Origin of the sequence: Salinibacterium hongtaonis, assembly GCF_003065485.1 — a bacterium.
Taxonomy (GTDB): Bacteria; Actinomycetota; Actinomycetes; order Actinomycetales; family Microbacteriaceae; genus Homoserinimonas; species Homoserinimonas hongtaonis.
Genome location: NZ_CP026951.1, coordinates 1,514,488 through 1,531,580 on the forward strand (window position 1 = coordinate 1,514,488; position 17,093 = coordinate 1,531,580).

Sequence of the window (17,093 nt, forward strand, 5' to 3'; positions counted from 1 at the left end):
GATGAGCGCGAGAGGGCAAAGAAAATCGGCCCCCACCGTGAGGTGGGGGCCGATCAAAGTCTCACACAATCCGAATTATCGGACGGTCAAACTAGATGGGGCGGATGTTCTCCGCCTGCGGGCCCTTGGGGCCCTGAGCCAGGTCGAACTCGACCTTCTGGTTCTCGTCGAGCGAACGGTAGCCGTTCGACTGGATCGCCGAGTAGTGTGCGAACACATCGGGGCTGCCGTCTTCGGGGGCGATGAAGCCGAATCCCTTTTCAGCGTTAAACCATTTAACGGTTCCTGTTGCCATTTTTTATTCTCCTTCAGGAGCTCTTCGCGTGACTCCGACCTCCGGAGTCACTCGTCGCGGTGATCATCGTCCGCTCCCGAAAGAAACCCGGCCGTAGCCGGTCAATCAAGATCTGCGAGGTACTGCAACTTGCTTTCATGACACTACTGCACGGTTCGGCCAAAAAACAGAGTTGAGCGTCTTTTGGCGAATGATTCACAGGAGCGTAACTTCTGGGTCACCCGAAATTCGCCTCGGCATCGTCACAGAAACGGCCGCCGCGACAAGCATGAGAGCGGCTGCTGACCCGAAGGCTATTGGCCAGGAGAAGGAATCGAGCAAAGCTCCCACAACAAGCGGTCCGACGATCGCCCCCGCGTCGGAGAATGCAGAAAAAATTGCGACCGGCCGGGCGTTTCGCGCACCGGCGGCATCGCCAAGCGACGCCGCGGGCGCAGTTCCCATGAACGCCGCCGCTGCTCCGTAGAGACACAGCAACACCGTGAGAACCGCAAAATTGGGCACAACGGAGATCGCCATGAGGAGAATCGCGGCGGCCGTGAACGCGCCAACCATCGCCGGGCGCCGCCCCACACGGTCGACAAATCGCCCCGCTGGGCCGAGGCAGAGCGTCTGCACGACAGCGGCGATTGCAAAGGCAACGCCAGTCCAAGCGGAGGTGCCTCTCAGGACTTCGACGACCAGCACGGGGATCAGGGCGCTCCTCGCTCCCATCGATCCCCATCCCTGAGCAAAGTTGGCGACACAGGCCGCAACGAAACGGCGATCACGCAGGACCACGCCGAGCGGAATCTGGGGCGGAGCATCCGCCGTAATGACGGCAGTGGGCTTGCGCAGAAGCACGAGCCCGATGATGCCGGCCACGATCAGCGTCGCGGCGTAGAAGAAGAATGGCGCACGCAGCGAGAACGCGGCGAGGACGCCGCCGACGGCAGGGCCAGCCATTCCGCCGACGAGAAAACCTCCCTGGTAGAAGCCGACGGAGCGCGCGCGGCTCTCGGGCGCCGCCGTGCTCAGCAGGAGCGTCATTGCCGAGACTGAGAACATGGCGGAGCCGATGCCCCCGGCACCGCGGAGCATGAGAACTTCTGCATAGCTCCCGGCGATTCCGACGAGACCGCTCGAGACGGCGACAATGCCGATTCCGATCGCCAGGATGGTGCGCTCTCCCCCGCGATCGACGAGTCGGCCGACGAACGGAGTAGCAATCAGGCGAAAGAGAGCAAATGCCGAAACTACCGCGCCGATCTCGACGAAACCCACATCGAAACTCCGCACGTAAACGGGCAGCACGGGAATGACAACGCCAAAACCAAGCATGACGAAAAAGGCGATGATGCCCAGAACGATGACGTCGCGGTCGAGCCGCTCGTCGCCGCGACGGGAGAACAGACGACGGAGGCGGTGCACCCCTCAAGAATAGAGGAGCACGAACCCCCGCTCAGGGCGTCGGGGTCAGTCTCGGGCGACCTTGGCTAAGAAATCGAGGGTTGCCTCCAGGGCCTCCTGCGCCTCATCCGTTTCGAGGTTGAACTGATACTCGTGCGGCAGGGCAGGCTCGTGACTGGCCTCCCAGAACAGCGTCGTGACATCCACCCCCGCTTGCTTCAGCTGATTCGCCATGGGAACCGACTGAGTCCAGGTGAGTCCGTCGCCGTTTCCGCCGGAGATGTAGGTGGTCGGAAAGCTCTCGTCTACAAAATCAATGCTCGACATGGTGAGGCTCGCATACGTTGACGACCAGTCCCTGGTGCCGGTGTATGCCCAGAGCGATGCCTTCATCCCCCACGCCGTTATGCCGTTGAGCGCCCCCATCGCGGGGATATCGAAAACTCCGCAGTTGAGGATGATGGCGTCGAGCTGATCGGTTGTGAGCGCGGGAGTGAGACCCATCAGGTCTGCGTAGTCGCTTCGCGTCGTGAGCACGGCGAGCTGACTGGCCAGCTGTGCACCTGCAGAGTCGCCGGCAAGGATGATGCGGTCGGGGTCGATACGAAGCCCCTGCGCATTGTCGAGGAGGTGCGCGAGCGCATCGTTGAGCTGGGTGACAGCGACCGGATACTCGACCTCTGGCCCGTAGCCATAGTTGAGGCCGACCGCGGTGTAGCCGTGTGAGGCGAGAATGCGCAGATATGGCGCGACATCGGCCTTCGACCCCGAAATCCAGGCACCGCCGTGAATCCAGACGATCGTGGGCAGCGGATCTGTTCCCTCGTTAGGGGTGAACACATCGAACGTCGTCGAGGCACCCTCGTCCGCGTAGGAGAGATCGAGCTGCTCACTGATGCCGCTCTCGGGAACGAACGGCTCCATCTCGTCCACGGTCGCCTCGGCCCCCATCGTGAAAACCCAGCGAATGAGCATCGCAGAAGGCCACGGCGAGATCGCGCTAACGAGCGTGATTGCCACCACCCCTGCCGCCACGGCGAGGATCACCTTCTGACCGCGGGTCCACTGGGCACGGCGTAGGGCTTTCACATCGCTCATGGTGCTAATCCTAGGGAGCGACGGAGCCGCCACCGCGCGTCGTAGCGAGTCGGCTCACGCGGCGTCGAGGAACGGCTGATAGCGATACCCCTCGGCATCAACTATTGCGACCGTCGACTCCGGAACTTCGGTAAAGACGCCGGGCAGATCGTTGAGAGGTTCGGAGACTACGAGACGGGCATGGGATCCGAAGAGCGTGAGCCGCTCGGCATCCGGATACATCTCGCGCAAGATGTCGATATCAACCGAGTGAAACAGAGTTCTGGTTCGCCTCGCAGACGAGTAGCGAAACGCCCAGATCGTGACACCGTCGGTGACGGCAACCGTGCCCTGCATCGGAAACGGGATTCCATGGTCGTGCCCGACGGATTCCACCATCCTTACGGCTTTCTCCATCGCGGCAATCGGATCCTCCTTGAGCCCGAGTGTCAAGGCCAGGTGGAACAGCACCTCCGAATCCGTTGTACCCCGTATCTCTGGATACAACGAAGGGTCGACCGCAAAGGTGAGGTCTCGCTTGCTCTTCTCGAAATCATCGAGAGCACCGTTGTGCATGAACATCCAGTTCTCATGCCGGAACGGGTGGCAGTTGGTGCGCTGAATAGGCGGCCCCGCTGCGGCTCGAACGTGGCTAAAGAAGAGCGGGCTTCGCACGCTGCGGGTCAGCTCCCGCAGGTTCTCGTCGTTCCACGCCGGTTCGATGCTGTGGAAGAACGCCGGGCCAGAGTGCGGCGCGGATTCCTCCGGATACCATCCGAACCCAAAGCCGTCACCGTTGACGGTCTCGTGGCCGAGGGGCGAGTTCAACGACTGCGCCACCAGTGAATGCTGGGCATCGAGAATCACCGTCGAGGCCAAGAGTGGTTCGCCTACGTAGGCCAGCCATCGACACATCGTTTCGCCTGCCTTTCATGGGCCGAGCGGGATGAGCCGACAGTAAACCCGCATGGGCGATCAGAGCATCATCCGATCGGGATGATGCTCCCCTTGGCCGGTGATTCTTTGCGCGGCGATGCGGGTGTTCCGACCCCGCGGGCTGCAGCATCCAGCACGAGCTGCACGGTTCGCTCATCGGCAAGGATGCGAAAGTGCCCGCCGATCGAGAGGCGCACGTTGTCGGCTCCTGGCAGATAGCTGCCCTCAGGAATGTGCGGATCAAAGATTCCGAAAATCGAGCGGATGCGCGAGTTGACCTTATGTTCCCGGGCCAGACGCAGCGTCGTCGGCGCATAGGGCGAAAACGCTCGGAGACTCGGCGCAAGCATCCACAGGGCATACCTCGAGCCAGAGAACGGCGTCGACACCGCCACCATGCCCGAAACACGTTCGGAGACCGCGGGATCGAGCATCACGGCTTTGCCTATGAGCCCACCCTTGCTATGGGCGACGATCACCACGTCGCTGAGATCGTTTTCGAGCAGATAGGACGACACGAGCCGCGCGGTGTCTTCGACGGGTCTGCGATTGTGGTGAAGGGTGGGAATGACATGGACGGGATGCCCCGCCTCATGCAGGCGCGAGATCAGCGGCTGCAGAAAGCGCCATGTTTCATAGACGCCCGGGACGACGACGATGGGCCGCCTCGGCCCGTCAGCAAAGCTCTCCGGCGGCGACCCGGGCAGCACGCTTCGCACCTGCCACCATCCCGCGTAGGCGTAATCGCGCACCCACCACAGCCATCGGGTTAGAGCGCCGGGTTTCGCCGAGCGCTCCGGCAGACGGGAGCCGGCTGCGGGCACCCCCTCTGCGAACCGCGCGATCGCAGCGGCGACAGACCGCGGCGCGGAGTGCTGCACAATGTGGGCGTGGCCCGGCATCTGCAGAAGACTGCCGTTGGGCGCGGCGTTGGCAAGTTGACGAGAAAAGCCTTCACGGGCAACGGGGTCTTTCTCGCCCCGAATCACGAGCACGGGGCAGGAGACCTCCCGCACCCTCTCGAGGGTTGGATAGCGCATCATCGACGGCAGTGTCTGGAGGTACCACCTCGGGCCGCAGCGCAGGTAGTCACTGAGGACGAGAGCATTCGCCACAGGCGGCTCCAACAGGGTGTCTGCGGCCAGGGCAGCAGCCTGTTGGAGGACCGTACTCCGCTGAGGGTCAACAACCGGACCGATAAGAACAAGCCGATCGACCAGGTCGGGCCGTTGCCGGGCGAGTTCGATCGCGAACTGCGCACCCATCGAATGCCCTACGACCACGCAATGGCGCACATCCAGCGCGTCGAATGTCGCCCCAAGCACTCGGGCATGATCCTCTACCGAGAGCGGCTGCTCGGGCCGCGGGGTTGCCCCGAATCCGGGCAGATCGATCGAGTGAACCGTGCCGTTTGCTGCGAGTTGCTCCTGAAGGCGTGCGAGAGAGCGGTGAGACATGCCTATGCCATGGAGCAGAACAAATTCAGTGGCGGCCGGATGCGGGGCCATCGAGAACACGTCGACCTCAACGTCTGACTGGGCTCGATCGGGGTCTCCGACCTGCTCGGCGGTGACGGTGAGCCGAATGCGGGGTAGGTGCATGTGCCGAGGATACGCAGAAAGTCTGGCCGCCGACGGCGGCTCGGCTAGGCGAAGTACCTGGGGGCTCTCTGCGGGGAGCCGCTCAGCGCCTTACTGCAGGGAGATTGCTGGCATACCCTGACGGCGTGAATTACACGGTGAGTGTCATTTTTCGGGCTATACCCCTCATGATGATGGCGGTCTGTGTGGGATACGGGCTTTACGTGTGGAATGCGGCAGATTCCACCGGCAATTTCGTGGCGGGCCGGGTAGTCACAGCGCTCGGGATCATCTGCCTTTGTCTCTTTTGCACTGCGGCGACCATCATCCGCCAGTTGATCGGTCGTTACACGAGTTTCGACCGGTTCTTCTACCCCAGCATCGGATACCTGGCGGCCACTGCTGCCGTCATCTACGGGACGACGCTGTTCATTGGTGCCACGAACGCCGAACAAGCCAGAGAATATGTTGCGGGTCACGTCATCTTTGGGGTCGGACTCGTCAGCGGATGCGTTGCCACCGTCGCCACCGCCTCCACCAAGTTCTCGCTGATCCCGGTCAACGCTCATTCGCCGGCGAACGATACCCAGATCCCGTCGACGGCATTCCGCCGTAGCACCGTTCTGGTACTCAGCGCGATTCCTATTGCACTGGCGTTCGTCGCATGGGTCGTTGCAATTACAAACCTCGTGTTGCCCAGCACACCAGAGCGTTTCACGGTCGGCCACGTCGTTGGTGGCTTGGCCATGATCTGCACAAGTCTTATCGGACTGGTTCTGACGATTCTCCACCAGGTGCAGAAGTCTTATTCTCCCCGAGAACAGTTGCTGTGGCCGGTTCTCGTGATCGCCATGGGCTCCCTTAGCCTGATCTGGGGGATCATCTTGCTCGTGCTTCACAGCGAGTCCTACTTTTGGACTCCAGGATTCGTGATGATCGGATTGGGGCTTGTCTGCTTCAGCATCCTCAGCAAGGTCGGACTACTCGCCCTCGTGTGGCGTAGGACCTTTCCGCTCGCAAACCGGGTCCCCTTGCTCCCCATCACTACAGCTCTGGCGTGCCTCTTTCTCGCGGCCTTTCTGTTTCAAGCCGCCGTGGTCGATTCGAACGTGTTTATCGCCGCGCACGTGCTCGTAGGGCTCGGGGCCATCTGCTTTTCGCTCTATTCCATTGTCAGCATCCTCGAAAGCGGCACGTCGTCCGCAGGCTAACTCCGTGGGCGGGGACGCCGAAGGTCGAGGCCGATCAGGCAAGAAGGCGTTGTCTTGTAGGGCGGACGGGACTTGAACCCGTGACCGACGGATTATGAGTCCGCTGCTCTAACCAGCTGAGCTACCGCCCCGAGTCGTGAGGAAAGCGGCTAAGCCGATTCCCCGAGCGACACGTCGGTCGCCGGATCGGTGACCGATTCACCACGATACAGGCTCTCGAAGGTCGTGAGCGTGCGTTGGATGTCGTGGGGCACGATGAGTTTGAGGCTGGCCTTCTTGAAGGCGAGAACCTGATCCCACGGCATCTCGAGCACGCGCGTGAGCTTCTCCGCGAGATCGGCGGCGTCGCCGGGCGTAAAGAGAAAACCGTTTTCGCCATCGTGCACGAGGTGGGGAAGCGCCATAGCGTCGGCGGCCACGACGGGAAGGCCGGATGCCATGGCCTCCATCGTGGCGATGCTCTGAAGCTCTGCGATTGACGGCATAGCGAAGAGCGACGCCCTGGTCAGGATCGACCTCAGCTCCTGGTCGCTCACATAGCCGGTGAAGTCGACACGGTCGCGGATTCCCAGGGACACAGCAAGCTGCTTGAGCGCAGAAAGCTGGTCGCCTCCTCCCACGATGTCGAGCTTGACGTCGAGACTCGGGTCGAGCGTAGCCACGGCACGCAGGAGCACGTCGATGTGCTTCTCCCCCGTGACCCGGCCCACGAATACGATGCGGTTCTCGGCCGGCTTATCCATGTTCTGCGAATAGAGGCTCGCATCGATGCCGCACGAAATGGCGTGGACATCCGTCAGTTCCGTCTCGCTCTCGAGGAACACCGCCGCCTTGCGCGTTGGAGTTGTTACCGACTCGCACAGCGCGAACGTCTTGGAGGCATCCTTCCACGCCATGCGGATGGCGGGCTTGCGCACGAACTTGGGCAGGAGCGTGTGCTCGATCATGTTCTCGGGCATGAAATGGTTCGTGGCGACGACCCGGATGCCACGCTTTACCGCCTGCCGCGCAAGCCCGCGCCCGACCAGGATGTGCGACTGAATGTGCACGACATCGGGCTGGAACGAATCAAGAATGCGGGCGGCATTAGCCTGGCTATTCCACGGCATGGCAAATCGCAGCCAGTCGTGCGGGTACCACCGGAGAGAAAAGAGGCGCTCGACCGCGAACCGGGAACCGTCGTGGTCTTCGATGAATCTGCCGCGCTTGCGACTGAAGGCGGGGGCCACCACCAGAACCTCGTGCCCGCGCTCCGTGAGGCCAGCCCCAAGTCGGGAGGCGAAGTTGGCGGCACCATTGATATCAGGGGGGAAGGTGTCGCACCCGATGAGGACCTTCAGGGGTGCTTGAGCACTCTGAGGAGCAGCGGAAGTATCAGACAATGTGGGTCAGTATCCCTTGCGATGAGGGCCGAGCGGCGAAGCGGGTGCCAGGCTCAGGCCGGAATCAAGTACCTAACTTACCTCAGTCGCGAGACTGAGGGTGGTGCCGCGCGAGCTGGAAGACTCCCCTGACCGCGAGAGCCCCGGCGACGACGAAGACGATGATGGCGCTCCAGTGCGCGCTGCTCGCTTCGCCGAGAACCGTGATGCCGATCGTCACGGCAACAATCGGGTCGATCACCGTCAGACCAGCGATGACGAGGTCGGGGGGGCCAGACGAGTAAGCATTTTGCACGAAATAACCGCCGAGCACCGTGGCGATGAGGAGCGCCACAACACACACGACGACGAGCCAATTAAAATCGCCCGTTTTGATGCGATCGAGCACCACCTTGGCGAGCGTCGCCACGAATCCATAGAGGATGCCCGCACCCAAAATGTAGAAGATGGCCCTGAACCGCGCACGATAAATGGCGAAGACCACCGCGAAGGTAACGGTGACCACCGCGAGGATGCCCAGAATAATGAACAACTGGCGATCGGAGACGCGATGAGACTCGGTGGTGAACGCGGCGACGCCCACAAAAAGAGCGACACCGACCACACAGAACGTGATGGCCCTGATGCTCACAGCATCCAACCGCACCTTGGAGACCCTCGCGTTGAGCACCGCCGTGATGACGAGCGCGACCGCACCGAGCGGCTGCACGAGGGTGATCGGTGCGAGATAGAGGCTCGTGAGCTGAAGTACGACGGCGAGACCCAGCATGACCGTGCCGATGAGCCAGGACGGTCGCTGCGCGAGAAGCACGATCTGGCGGAACCCGAGCCCTGCGCTCTTCGCGAGCGGGGCGATCATTCCCTCAGAGCGGGCCTTTTCTTCTGCAATGCTCAGCTCGCTGGCCTCGACCTTGCTCACCCCGCGATGCTGCAACTGAGCACCCAGAGCTAAGAACACCGCGCCGAGAAGCGCAACGGGGATGCCCAGATACTGCAGAGGGGTGAGACTCTCTACAGCGAGTTGGGTCATGTCAGGCAGCACAAAACGACCCTACCGGCTTACGCAGGTATTCTGGGCGAATGGCCGTGCTTCCCATCGTTATCACTGGAGACCCCGTGCTCCATACCCCCGCCCGCGACGTCACGGAGTTCACTCCCGAGCTGAGGACGCTCGTCAACGACATGTTCGAGACCATGGATGCTGCGCCAGGAGTTGGCCTCGCAGCCCCGCAGGTGGGCATCGGTCTTAGGCTGTTCGTTTTTGGCTGGGTGGACGAGGAGGACGTGGAGCACCGAGGCGTCGCGATCAACCCCGAACTGTGGCAGAGCCCGCTCGCAATCGAGCCGCTCGACGAGGACCTTGAGTCTGAGGGCTGCCTCTCCGTGCCGGGCGAGCGCTACCCGCTGCGCCGCGCAGACCGCATCATGCTGCGCGCCACCGACCTGGACCAGAATCGGTTCGAGGTCGTGGCTGAGGGCTGGCTTGCTCGCATCTTCCAGCACGAGTACGACCACCTTGACGGCGTGCTCTATGTCGACCGGCTTGAGCACGCGCACCTCAAGGCCGCTAAGAAGGCGGTCAAGCGCTCAAGCTGGGGTGTGCCTGGCCTCACCTGGATGCCAGGAGTCGACGACCTCGACGCCTAGCGGCTGACGGCAGGCACGCCATTCTCGGAGCGGAGCGCGGGGAAGGCTGCAGAGACCGAAAAGCCGACGCCGGGAACGACATAGGCGTTGAACACCCCGCCAAAGAGCTCGGTGCGCTCCCGCATCTCGGTGATGCCCGGCCCCGTTGGCGTTGACGTCAAGGCGGCAGCATCGTCGTCGATCGTGTAGCCGCCCCGGCGCGAAACGCGATTGGGGTCGTCTCCATCACGCCGAGTGGATGCTCGGATTCCGTCGTCATCAATGAGCACGTTGAGGCCCTCGCCCGACCAACGGAATGTGACCCGAACCTCGGTGCCCTCTCCCCCGTGCTTGAGCGAGTTCGACAGCGCCTCCTGCAGAATGCGGAACACCGCGACCTCGGCCCCCGGCTTGAGATCGAAGCGGTCGCCAATGTCTTCGAAGCGGATATCGAGCCCCGCGTCGCGCATGACACGGAAGAGTTCCCGAGCCGTGCGGATCGCAGGCTGAGGTGAGGCGTCAGCCTCGCCCTGACGCACAATCGCCATAATGCGGCGCAGATCGGCCAAAACGGAGCGAGCATCCGCAGCAATAACGGTGGCGGAGCGCACGGCTGCCGCTGGGTCGGCCTCGCCTTTATATCGAGCGCCATCGGCCTCGGCCAGAATCGACGCCATCGAATGAATCGCGACCTCCTGAAGCTCGCGGGCCATGCGCATGCGGGCTGTTTGCTCAGCGAGGCTGAGCTCTAGCTCGATGACCTCACGGTCGGCCTGCTCGAGCTGACGGACAGTAGAGCGACGCAACGACATCGCGACAAGCCAGAGCACGACGCCGGCAATGCCGAGAACCAAAAGGATGCCGGCACCCACGAGGGCATAGTTCGGAACCAGCGACTCGTCATTCAGCCAGGACTGCACAGCAACTCCCAAGATCAACCAGACACCGCCGCAGAGGAGCTCTGCAGGGCCGAGAAAGCGGAACATCGTGATAGTTGCACCGCACGCCGTCCGCCGCAACACAAAAGCCCCCACCGCGAACGGTGGGGGCCTAATGCTCCCCGAGTTGGACTCGAACCAACAACCTGCCGGTTAACAGCCGGCTGCTCTGCCAATTGAGCTATCGAGGATCGCTGAAGCAGCTTGTTTACTTTACCAAGGAATCACCAGCCACCAAATCGAGCGTCACCGCTCGCGCGTGTCACCGAGAAACGTGGGGGTCGGAACCGCCGTACTTGCCGCGAATTCCGGCATTCCGGTTGCGGCATCGATCACGAAGGCGGCAACCGAGTCTGAGCGTTGATTGCAGACAAACAGCACGTCATCAGCCACGACCAAGTGCCGCGGCCAGTCACCCGCCGACGGCACAGAGCCCACCGGCTGCAGCGTCACCGCATCAACAACGGCAATTCGGTTGGTGCCCCGCAAGCCGGCGTAAAGAAAGCGCCCGTCGGCGCCTGCAATAAGGCCTGCGGCTTGGTCTGCGTCGCCCGGGTCGGTGACGATCGGTGCGTCGGCGACCACAGCATCCGTGGTCAGTTCGAAAATGCGCGAGCCAAACTCGGCCAGCACAAGCACGCGCTCGCCCAGCGCCACGAGGTCGCGGGGACCTGTACCCAGCGGGAGCTGAATCGACCTGTCGCGCGTCAGCGCCCGCGCGCTGCCCCGATGCACGTGGACGTGATCGGTGCCCAGATCGGCGCTGAGAACGACCCCAGGGGCCGCGGCAAGTGTGCTGTGGGCGTGCGGACCCTCCTGCTGAGGACGAGGGCCCGAACCGTGGGCGCTGAGCGGTGGGAGCGGCCGCCCCAATGAGCCGTCACTCTCAAGCGGAATGACATCGATGGAGCCGCCCCCATAGTTCGACACGACAAGGGTTTCGTCAATTATTGCGATGTGGCACGGGTGCTGACCGCTCGTGGCTTCGGAGCCGATGAACCGCAACGATTCATTCTCGATGCGGAATGCACTGACGAGGCCGGCGGCTTCGTCAGCGGCATAGAGCGTCGACCCCTTTCGGGCGAGCCATGAGGGCGACGATGTTTCGGCGATAGTTCCGCCCCACACAAGCTCGGCGCCATCCCAGGTGACCAGCCCGATTCCGTGGGCAGAGCCGCCCATCGAGGCGGTGTATCCGCCGCTCCACAGCGTAGTCAGCGCCGCATTGGTCACCGGCGCATTGGTCACCGGCGCAGTGGTCACCGGCGCAGTGGTCACCGCCGCAGGCTCAGGCGGCACCGCTCTGCCGCCTCCGCTGGTCATGCACCGCGGCAAGCGACCTGAGATACGGATGCTGCGGGTCGGTGAACACCGTGTCGATGGGACCGATTCCAATGAGGAGGCCTCGGTCGAGCACGGCGACTCGATCGGCAACCGTCGAAATGACATCGAGGTCGCTGCTGACGATGAGGGCCGAGAACCCGCGTTCGCGCTGAAGCTCGCGCAGAACGTCGATCACCCCAGACCTCACGGTGGCATCGATGCCTCGTGTTGGTTCATCGGCGACCAACAGCGTCGGCTCGAGAATGAGCGCTCGTGCCAGGGCCACTCGCTGACGCTGCCCGCTGCTGAGCTCGTGCGGAAGGCTATCGAGCACGCTCAGCGGCAGCTGCACGGAGTCGATCAGCGTCGCGACGGCGGTCATCGCCTCCCTCTGGTTGAAGCGACGGTCACGCAAAAAAATCGGCTCGGCCACGTTCTCCGACACCGTCAGCTGCGGGTTGAGACTGACAGCTGCTCCCTGCGAAAGGTAGCCCGTCGACAGAGTGAGGCGGTCACGCCGCCGCCGCGTCAATCGCCGGATGTCGGTGTTGCCCACCCGAAGCGAACCACCGCAAATTTCGGCGGTTCCCGAACCTGCTGTGCCGCGCCCGGCCTGCGCCGCGATCGTCAAGGCCAGGGTCGATTTGCCGGAGCCCGACTCCCCCACGACTCCGAGAACCTCTCCTGGAGCGAGGTCGAACGACACCCCAGAGATGGCCTTGTGATACGACAGCGCATCGCGCGAGACATAGTGGATCGACAGATCCCGGGCAGATACAACCGGCTCGCCCACCCTATTCGCCGTCATGAGCAAATCCCCTCACGCGCTCAAAGAACGTCAGTCGCTGCGGAGCGCTCTGCGCTCCTGTTCCACGGCAACAAGTTCTCGCTGCAGCATTCCATAGCGACCGGCGTCGGCGACGGAATCCGTGCGCTGCAGCCGGCCGAGCAGCTCCGCCTTGAGACGAAGCAGGTCACGATCAACAAGCGAGGTCGTGATGCCCTCACAATAGGCCCGAACATCATTGGAGCGGTCTGGGAGTGGGGCTATCGCCAGCTCTGTGACCAGACGGGAGAACGGAGCGGGCACCTCGCGAAGAACCCGGTCGAGCCAGGCGGCAGAGGCGAACGCGTCGTTGCCGCTCTCGTCGATCATGAGCGCGGCCGCGATAGCGTCGCGCACGACGGCAAGTGAAGGGTGAGAAAACGACGATTGGCTCGCGCGCACCGCAAGATCGCGATCAATAGCCTCCGGATGCTGCAGCAAGGCCATGAGCGCATCCCGCTCTAAGCGGGTGGCCGGGTCTGTCGGCAGCTGCGTGATCGACGGCCCGGAATCGTGCTCCGGCTGCTCGACGCTCTGGTCTGCCATGGGCCGTGACGGCGCTCCGGATTGACGCTGGTCCGGTGTCGCTGAGCTCTGCGGCCGGGCACCGGGTCGTTGCTCGCCCACGGCCGATGCCTTGTGTTGGGCTGCCGACACCGCCCGCGATACCTCTGAAGGGTCAACGCCGAGCCAGCCCGCAAGATTGCGCACGTATCCCGTGCTGAGGGCACGATCGCGGATGCCCGCGACGACGGGCGCGGCAGCACGCAGAGCGGCCACTCGGCCCTCGACGGTGTCGAGATCGTGCTCGGCGAGCACCCGGCGGATCATGAACTCGAACATGGGCTTCTTGCCCGAGATGAGCAGGCGAACAGCCTCGTCGCCTCGGGTAAGGCGCAGATCGCATGGATCCAGGCCATCCGGGGCGACGGCGACGAAAGTCTGGGCAGCGAAGCGCTGCTCCTCGGCGAAGGCACGACTCGCAGCCTTCTGCCCTGCCTCGTCGGGGTCGAAGGTGAAGACGACCTCGCCGAGGGCTGTCGAATCGGCGTTGTCGAAGTCGCCGAGCACTCGGCGAACAACCTTGATGTGGTCCACCCCGAAGGCCGTGCCACAGGTTGCGACCGCGGTCGTAATCCCCGCAAGGTGACACGCCATGACGTCGGTGTAGCCCTCGACGACCACGACCTGCTTGCCCTTGGAGATGTCGCGCTTGGCGAGGTCGAGCCCATAGAGCACCTGGGACTTGTGATAGACGGGAGTCTCCGGCGTATTGAGGTATTTGGGGCCTTTGTCGTCGTCAAGAAGACGACGAGCGCCGAACCCGAGGGTCTGACCCGTCACATCCCGGATGGGCCACACGAGTCGGCCGCGAAAGCGGTCGTAGGCACCGCCACGCTCACCCGTGCTGAGGAGACCAGCGGTGACCAGCTCGGCCTCCGTAAAGCCGAGGGAGCGCAGGTGGGTGGAGAGGGCATCGAAACTCTTGGGTGCAAAACCGACTCCGAACCGCTCGGCGGCCGCGGGATCAAACCCGCGCTCGCCCAAAAAGCGTCTCGCCGGCTCCGCTTCTGGCCGCACAAGTTGCGAAACAAAGTATTCGGCGGCGGCCTTGTTTGCTGCGAGCAAGCGGGCACGATTGCCGTAGTCGCGGTTGGCCGTGCCGCCATCTTCGTAGTGCAGCTCGAAGCCGATGCGCTCCGCCATGCGCTCGACGGCCTCAGAGAATGAAACATGATCCATGCGCTGCAGAAAGGTGAAGACATCGCCGTCTTCACCGCAGCCGAAGCAGTGATACCGGCCCACCTGCGGACGAACATGAAAGCTCGGGCTGCGCTCGTCGTGGAAGGGGCACAGCCCCTTAAGTGAGCCGACCCCGGCACCCTTGAGAGTGACGTAATCGCCGACGATATCGACGATATTCACGCGCGCGCGAACCTCATCGATATCGTTTCGTCGAATGAGGCCAGCCATGTAGTCAGTCTACTGAGGGCAGCACGATGCCCAGGCCGTCAGCTGCCGAGCAACCGCTCGTGCCAGGCCATCGCCGATTGATCGGTGAGGCTCGCCACCTGGTCGACAACGACCCTGCGGCGCGCAACGTCGTCGGCGGCCTCGGCCCAATCCGCGGCGAAGCCAGCATCAAGGGCGGATGGCCCTGTTGCATAGAGGACATCGGCCAGGCTCGTGAGAATCTCGCGTTGCTGTGCGTAGATGGGCTGGCGGGTGTTCTTGGACATCACGAACGCCGCCACGATGCCCTTGAGCACCGCAATTTCGGCCCCGATGTCCCGCGGAATCACGATGTTGGCGGCGAAGCGGGCGAGGGTCGGCTGAGGATAAGCCTCTCGGGTCGCCTGTACCGCTCCCCCGGCGAATCGCCCGATCAATTGGCTCGTGAGGTTCTTGAGCCTGGCTTGATCGAGCCTGCTGCCATCCCATGTATCGATCCACACCGGCAAGCTGTCGAGGCGGTCAAATGCAGCGATGAGCTCGTCGTGAGTGAACTCGCCGCCGATCCACTCGAACATCGAATCCACGAGGGCATCGTGATCGACTCGTGCGCCCAGCGCGGCAACGTCGAGGTAGCCGCCCACGATCGCATCCTCAAAATCGTGGACGGAATACCCGATGTCGTCGGAGAGATCCATGACCTGCGCCTCGATGCAGAGGCGCCCCTCTGGAGCCCCGCGGCGAAGCCATTCGAACGCGGCGACATCGTCTTTGTAAAAACCAAACTTGGCGCGTCCGCTCGGGTCCGCCACCGACCGGGTATCCGGCCACGGGTACTTGCAGCTCGCGTCGAGGCTCGCGCGCGTGAGATTGAGGCCATAGACCCGGCCGTCATCGCCGATGACCTTTGGCTCAAGACGCGTGAGCAACCGCAGCGTCTGAGCGTTGCCCTCGAACCCGCCTATCTCCGCCGCCCACACGTTGAGCGCCTTCTCCCCGTTGTGTCCGAACGGCGGATGCCCGAGGTCGTGGGCTAGGCAGGCAGTGTCGACGACATCGGGATTAAGCCCGAGCGACGTGGCGAGCTCGCGGCCCACTTGAGCGACCTCGAGCGAGTGCGTTAGCCGATTGCGGGCGAAGTCGAGGCCCTGGGTCGGGCTGAGCACCTGAGTCTTGGCCGCAAGGCGGCGCAGGGCGCTGGAGTGCAGCAGCCGGGCACGGTCGCGCGCAAAATCACTGCGCCGCGAATAGTGCTCCTCTGGCAGAAAGCGGGCCGTATCGTGCTCGCCATAGCCCTGCGCGGCGAGGTCGGACTCACCCACCGCTGGAATCCAGCTCTGCTCCGGCAACCTCGCGGCTCTGGGCCTCGTTGAGCTCCTGGCTGTCGAGCCAGCCGTCGGGCAGCGCGGGGCGCTTGGGGTGGCCAGCGCGGCCGCGGGGGCCCTCCGCACCGACTCCCGGGTACGGCATCTCCCAGTCGAGCTGGCCCAGGAGGTCGTCCAGGTGGTTCAGGCTTTCGACCTTGGCGAGCTGACTACGCAGGTCGCCACCGACCGGGTAGCCCTTGAAGTACCAGGCCATGTGCTTGCGGATGTCGCGGCAGGCCCACTCTTCACTGTCGAAGAATTCGGTGAGAAGCTCGGTGTGGCGGCGAACCGTCGCGGCTACGACGCCGAGGCTCGGCTGGGCAACATCTTTCTCGCCGTTGAATGCGGCCACGAGATCGCCGAATAGCCAGGGGCGACCGAGACATCCGCGGCCTACGACGACGCCATCGCACCCCGTCTGCTCGACCATGCGCACGGCATCCTCGCCCGACCAGATGTCGCCGTTGCCGAGCACCGGGATGCTGGTGACGGTCTCTTTGAGCTTGGCAATCGCCGACCAGTCGGCCTGGCCGCTATAGAACTCAGATGCGGTGCGCGCGTGGAGGGCGACCGCGGCAACCCCGGCACCCTCGGCAATGCGACCAGCCTCGAGGTAGGTGAGGTGATCTTTGTCGATGCCTTTGCGCATCTTGATGGTCAACGGCAGGTCTCCCGCGGCCTTGACGGCGCCTTCAACGATGTCGCGAAAAAGCCGCGTCTTCCACGGCAGCGCTGAACCGCCGCCCTTGCGGGTGACCTTGGGCACAGGGCAGCCAAAGTTGAGGTCGATGTGATCGGCGCGATTCTCTGCGACCAGCATCGTCACAGCATCCGACACGGTCTTGGGGTCGACGCCGTAGAGCTGGATGCTGCGGGTCGTCTCCGACTCGTGGTGCTGAATGAGGCGCATGCTCCCGGGGGTGCGCTCGACAAGGGCGCGACTCGTGATCATCTCACTCACGTAGAGCCCGGCACCGAACTCCCGGCACAGCCTGCGATAGGCCGTGTTCGTGATGCCGGCCATCGGTGCGAGCACCACGGGAACATCGAGTTCGAGCGGACCAATACGCAGGGGCGCGCCACCGGCAGCGGCAGCGGCCGGGCGGGTAACGGTGGCGTCGAGAACGTTCATCGTCTCATTCTCCCAGATCGGGAGCCCCGCCCGTAATTCCGCCGGCGCCGCACCCGAT

Annotated in this window: 15 protein-coding genes and 2 tRNA genes; 2 read left to right on the top strand and 15 right to left on the bottom strand. The window is 63.5% G+C overall.

The genetic code is table 11. From position 1 onward, the window contains the following. Positions 1-91 precede the first annotated feature (91 nt). From C2138_RS07305 to C2138_RS13915, 5 genes are all read right to left on the bottom strand, one after another. Positions 92-295: a cold-shock protein gene (locus tag C2138_RS07305; RefSeq protein ID WP_108516695.1), complete on the bottom strand. Its 204-nt coding sequence runs from the start codon at positions 293-295 to the stop codon at positions 92-94. Positions 296-490: 195 nt separating this feature from the next. Continuing rightward, on the bottom strand, positions 491-1,705 hold the full coding sequence (locus tag C2138_RS07310; RefSeq protein ID WP_241961070.1) for an MFS transporter: 1,215 nt from the start codon (positions 1,703-1,705) through the stop codon (positions 491-493). A 45-nt stretch (positions 1,706-1,750) separates the two neighbouring features. After that, positions 1,751-2,782, bottom strand: coding sequence for an alpha/beta hydrolase (locus C2138_RS07315; RefSeq protein WP_108516697.1), 1,032 nt, complete (start codon positions 2,780-2,782; stop codon positions 1,751-1,753). A 54-nt stretch (positions 2,783-2,836) separates the two neighbouring features. Further along, positions 2,837-3,676 (bottom strand): class II glutamine amidotransferase, encoded by an 840-nt coding sequence (locus C2138_RS07320; RefSeq protein ID WP_108516699.1) that lies wholly within the window; start codon positions 3,674-3,676, stop codon positions 2,837-2,839. A 68-nt stretch (positions 3,677-3,744) separates the two neighbouring features. Further along, entirely contained in the window at positions 3,745-5,298 is a 1,554-nt protein-coding gene (locus C2138_RS13915) for an alpha/beta hydrolase (RefSeq protein WP_108516700.1), read from the bottom strand. Between the two features lie 125 nt (positions 5,299-5,423). On the opposite strand from C2138_RS13915, the gene C2138_RS07330 reads away from it, so the two are divergent. Then, positions 5,424-6,488, top strand: a complete 1,065-nt coding sequence (locus tag C2138_RS07330; RefSeq protein ID WP_108516702.1) for a DUF2776 family protein — start codon at positions 5,424-5,426, stop codon at positions 6,486-6,488. A 57-nt stretch (positions 6,489-6,545) separates the two neighbouring features. Here C2138_RS07330 and C2138_RS07335 read toward each other — a convergent pair. From C2138_RS07335 to C2138_RS07345, 3 genes are all read right to left on the bottom strand, one after another. Continuing rightward, positions 6,546-6,619, bottom strand: a tRNA-Ile gene (locus C2138_RS07335). Positions 6,620-6,637: 18 nt separating this feature from the next. Then, a complete protein-coding gene (locus C2138_RS07340; protein WP_241961071.1) occupies positions 6,638-7,870 on the bottom strand; it encodes a glycosyltransferase in 1,233 nt (410 codons plus the stop codon). Between the two features lie 82 nt (positions 7,871-7,952). Then, positions 7,953-8,900, bottom strand: coding sequence for a DMT family transporter (locus C2138_RS07345; protein WP_108518929.1), 948 nt, complete (start codon positions 8,898-8,900; stop codon positions 7,953-7,955). A gap of 50 nt (positions 8,901-8,950) precedes the next feature. On the opposite strand from C2138_RS07345, the gene def reads away from it, so the two are divergent. Then, on the top strand, positions 8,951-9,517 hold the full coding sequence (gene def, locus C2138_RS07350) for a peptide deformylase (protein ID WP_108516704.1): 567 nt from the start codon (positions 8,951-8,953) through the stop codon (positions 9,515-9,517). Here def and C2138_RS07355 read toward each other — a convergent pair. From C2138_RS07355 to dusB, 7 genes are all read right to left on the bottom strand, one after another. Further along, positions 9,514-10,482, bottom strand: a complete 969-nt coding sequence (locus C2138_RS07355) for a sensor histidine kinase (protein ID WP_108516705.1) — start codon at positions 10,480-10,482, stop codon at positions 9,514-9,516. The genes def and C2138_RS07355 overlap by 4 nt on opposite strands. A gap of 70 nt (positions 10,483-10,552) precedes the next feature. Then, positions 10,553-10,625 (bottom strand) — tRNA-Asn (locus C2138_RS07360). A 55-nt stretch (positions 10,626-10,680) separates the two neighbouring features. Continuing rightward, a complete protein-coding gene (locus tag C2138_RS07365; RefSeq protein ID WP_159078166.1) occupies positions 10,681-11,712 on the bottom strand; it encodes a lactonase family protein in 1,032 nt (343 codons plus the stop codon). 10 nt (positions 11,713-11,722) lie between these two features. Next, the gene (locus tag C2138_RS07370) at positions 11,723-12,565 is read right to left on the bottom strand and encodes an ATP-binding cassette domain-containing protein (protein ID WP_108516709.1); all 843 of its coding nucleotides are present in this window, start codon (positions 12,563-12,565) and stop codon (positions 11,723-11,725) included. 30 nt (positions 12,566-12,595) lie between these two features. Continuing rightward, positions 12,596-14,557: a DNA primase gene (gene dnaG, locus C2138_RS07375; RefSeq protein ID WP_108516711.1), complete on the bottom strand. Its 1,962-nt coding sequence runs from the start codon at positions 14,555-14,557 to the stop codon at positions 12,596-12,598. 38 nt (positions 14,558-14,595) lie between these two features. Next, positions 14,596-15,858 (bottom strand): deoxyguanosinetriphosphate triphosphohydrolase, encoded by a 1,263-nt coding sequence (locus tag C2138_RS07380; RefSeq protein WP_233245441.1) that lies wholly within the window; start codon positions 15,856-15,858, stop codon positions 14,596-14,598. Beyond that, positions 15,851-17,035 (bottom strand): tRNA dihydrouridine synthase DusB, encoded by a 1,185-nt coding sequence (dusB, locus tag C2138_RS07385; protein WP_108516713.1) that lies wholly within the window; start codon positions 17,033-17,035, stop codon positions 15,851-15,853. The genes C2138_RS07380 and dusB overlap by 8 nt, the downstream gene beginning before the upstream one ends. Between the last annotated feature and the right edge of the window lie 58 nt (positions 17,036-17,093).

What these genes read in the sequence shown, in the direction of transcription:
- C2138_RS07305 (WP_108516695.1), bottom strand. Translation starts at nt 295, where the DNA reads ATGGCAACAGGAACCGTTAAATGGTTTAACGCTGAAAAGGGATTCGGC.
- C2138_RS07315 (WP_108516697.1), bottom strand. Translation starts at nt 2,782, where the DNA reads ATGAGCGATGTGAAAGCCCTACGCCGTGCCCAGTGGACCCGCGGTCAG.
- C2138_RS07320 (WP_108516699.1), bottom strand. Translation starts at nt 3,676, where the DNA reads ATGTGTCGATGGCTGGCCTACGTAGGCGAACCACTCTTGGCCTCGACG.
- C2138_RS13915 (WP_108516700.1), bottom strand. Translation starts at nt 5,298, where the DNA reads ATGCACCTACCCCGCATTCGGCTCACCGTCACCGCCGAGCAGGTCGGA.
- C2138_RS07345 (WP_108518929.1), bottom strand. Translation starts at nt 8,900, where the DNA reads ATGACCCAACTCGCTGTAGAGAGTCTCACCCCTCTGCAGTATCTGGGC.
- def (WP_108516704.1), top strand. Translation starts at nt 8,951, where the DNA reads ATGGCCGTGCTTCCCATCGTTATCACTGGAGACCCCGTGCTCCATACC.
- C2138_RS07355 (WP_108516705.1), bottom strand. Translation starts at nt 10,482, where the DNA reads ATGTTCCGCTTTCTCGGCCCTGCAGAGCTCCTCTGCGGCGGTGTCTGG.
- C2138_RS07370 (WP_108516709.1), bottom strand. Translation starts at nt 12,565, where the DNA reads ATGACGGCGAATAGGGTGGGCGAGCCGGTTGTATCTGCCCGGGATCTG.
- dnaG (WP_108516711.1), bottom strand. Translation starts at nt 14,557, where the DNA reads ATGGCTGGCCTCATTCGACGAAACGATATCGATGAGGTTCGCGCGCGC.
- dusB (WP_108516713.1), bottom strand. Translation starts at nt 17,035, where the DNA reads ATGAACGTTCTCGACGCCACCGTTACCCGCCCGGCCGCTGCCGCTGCC.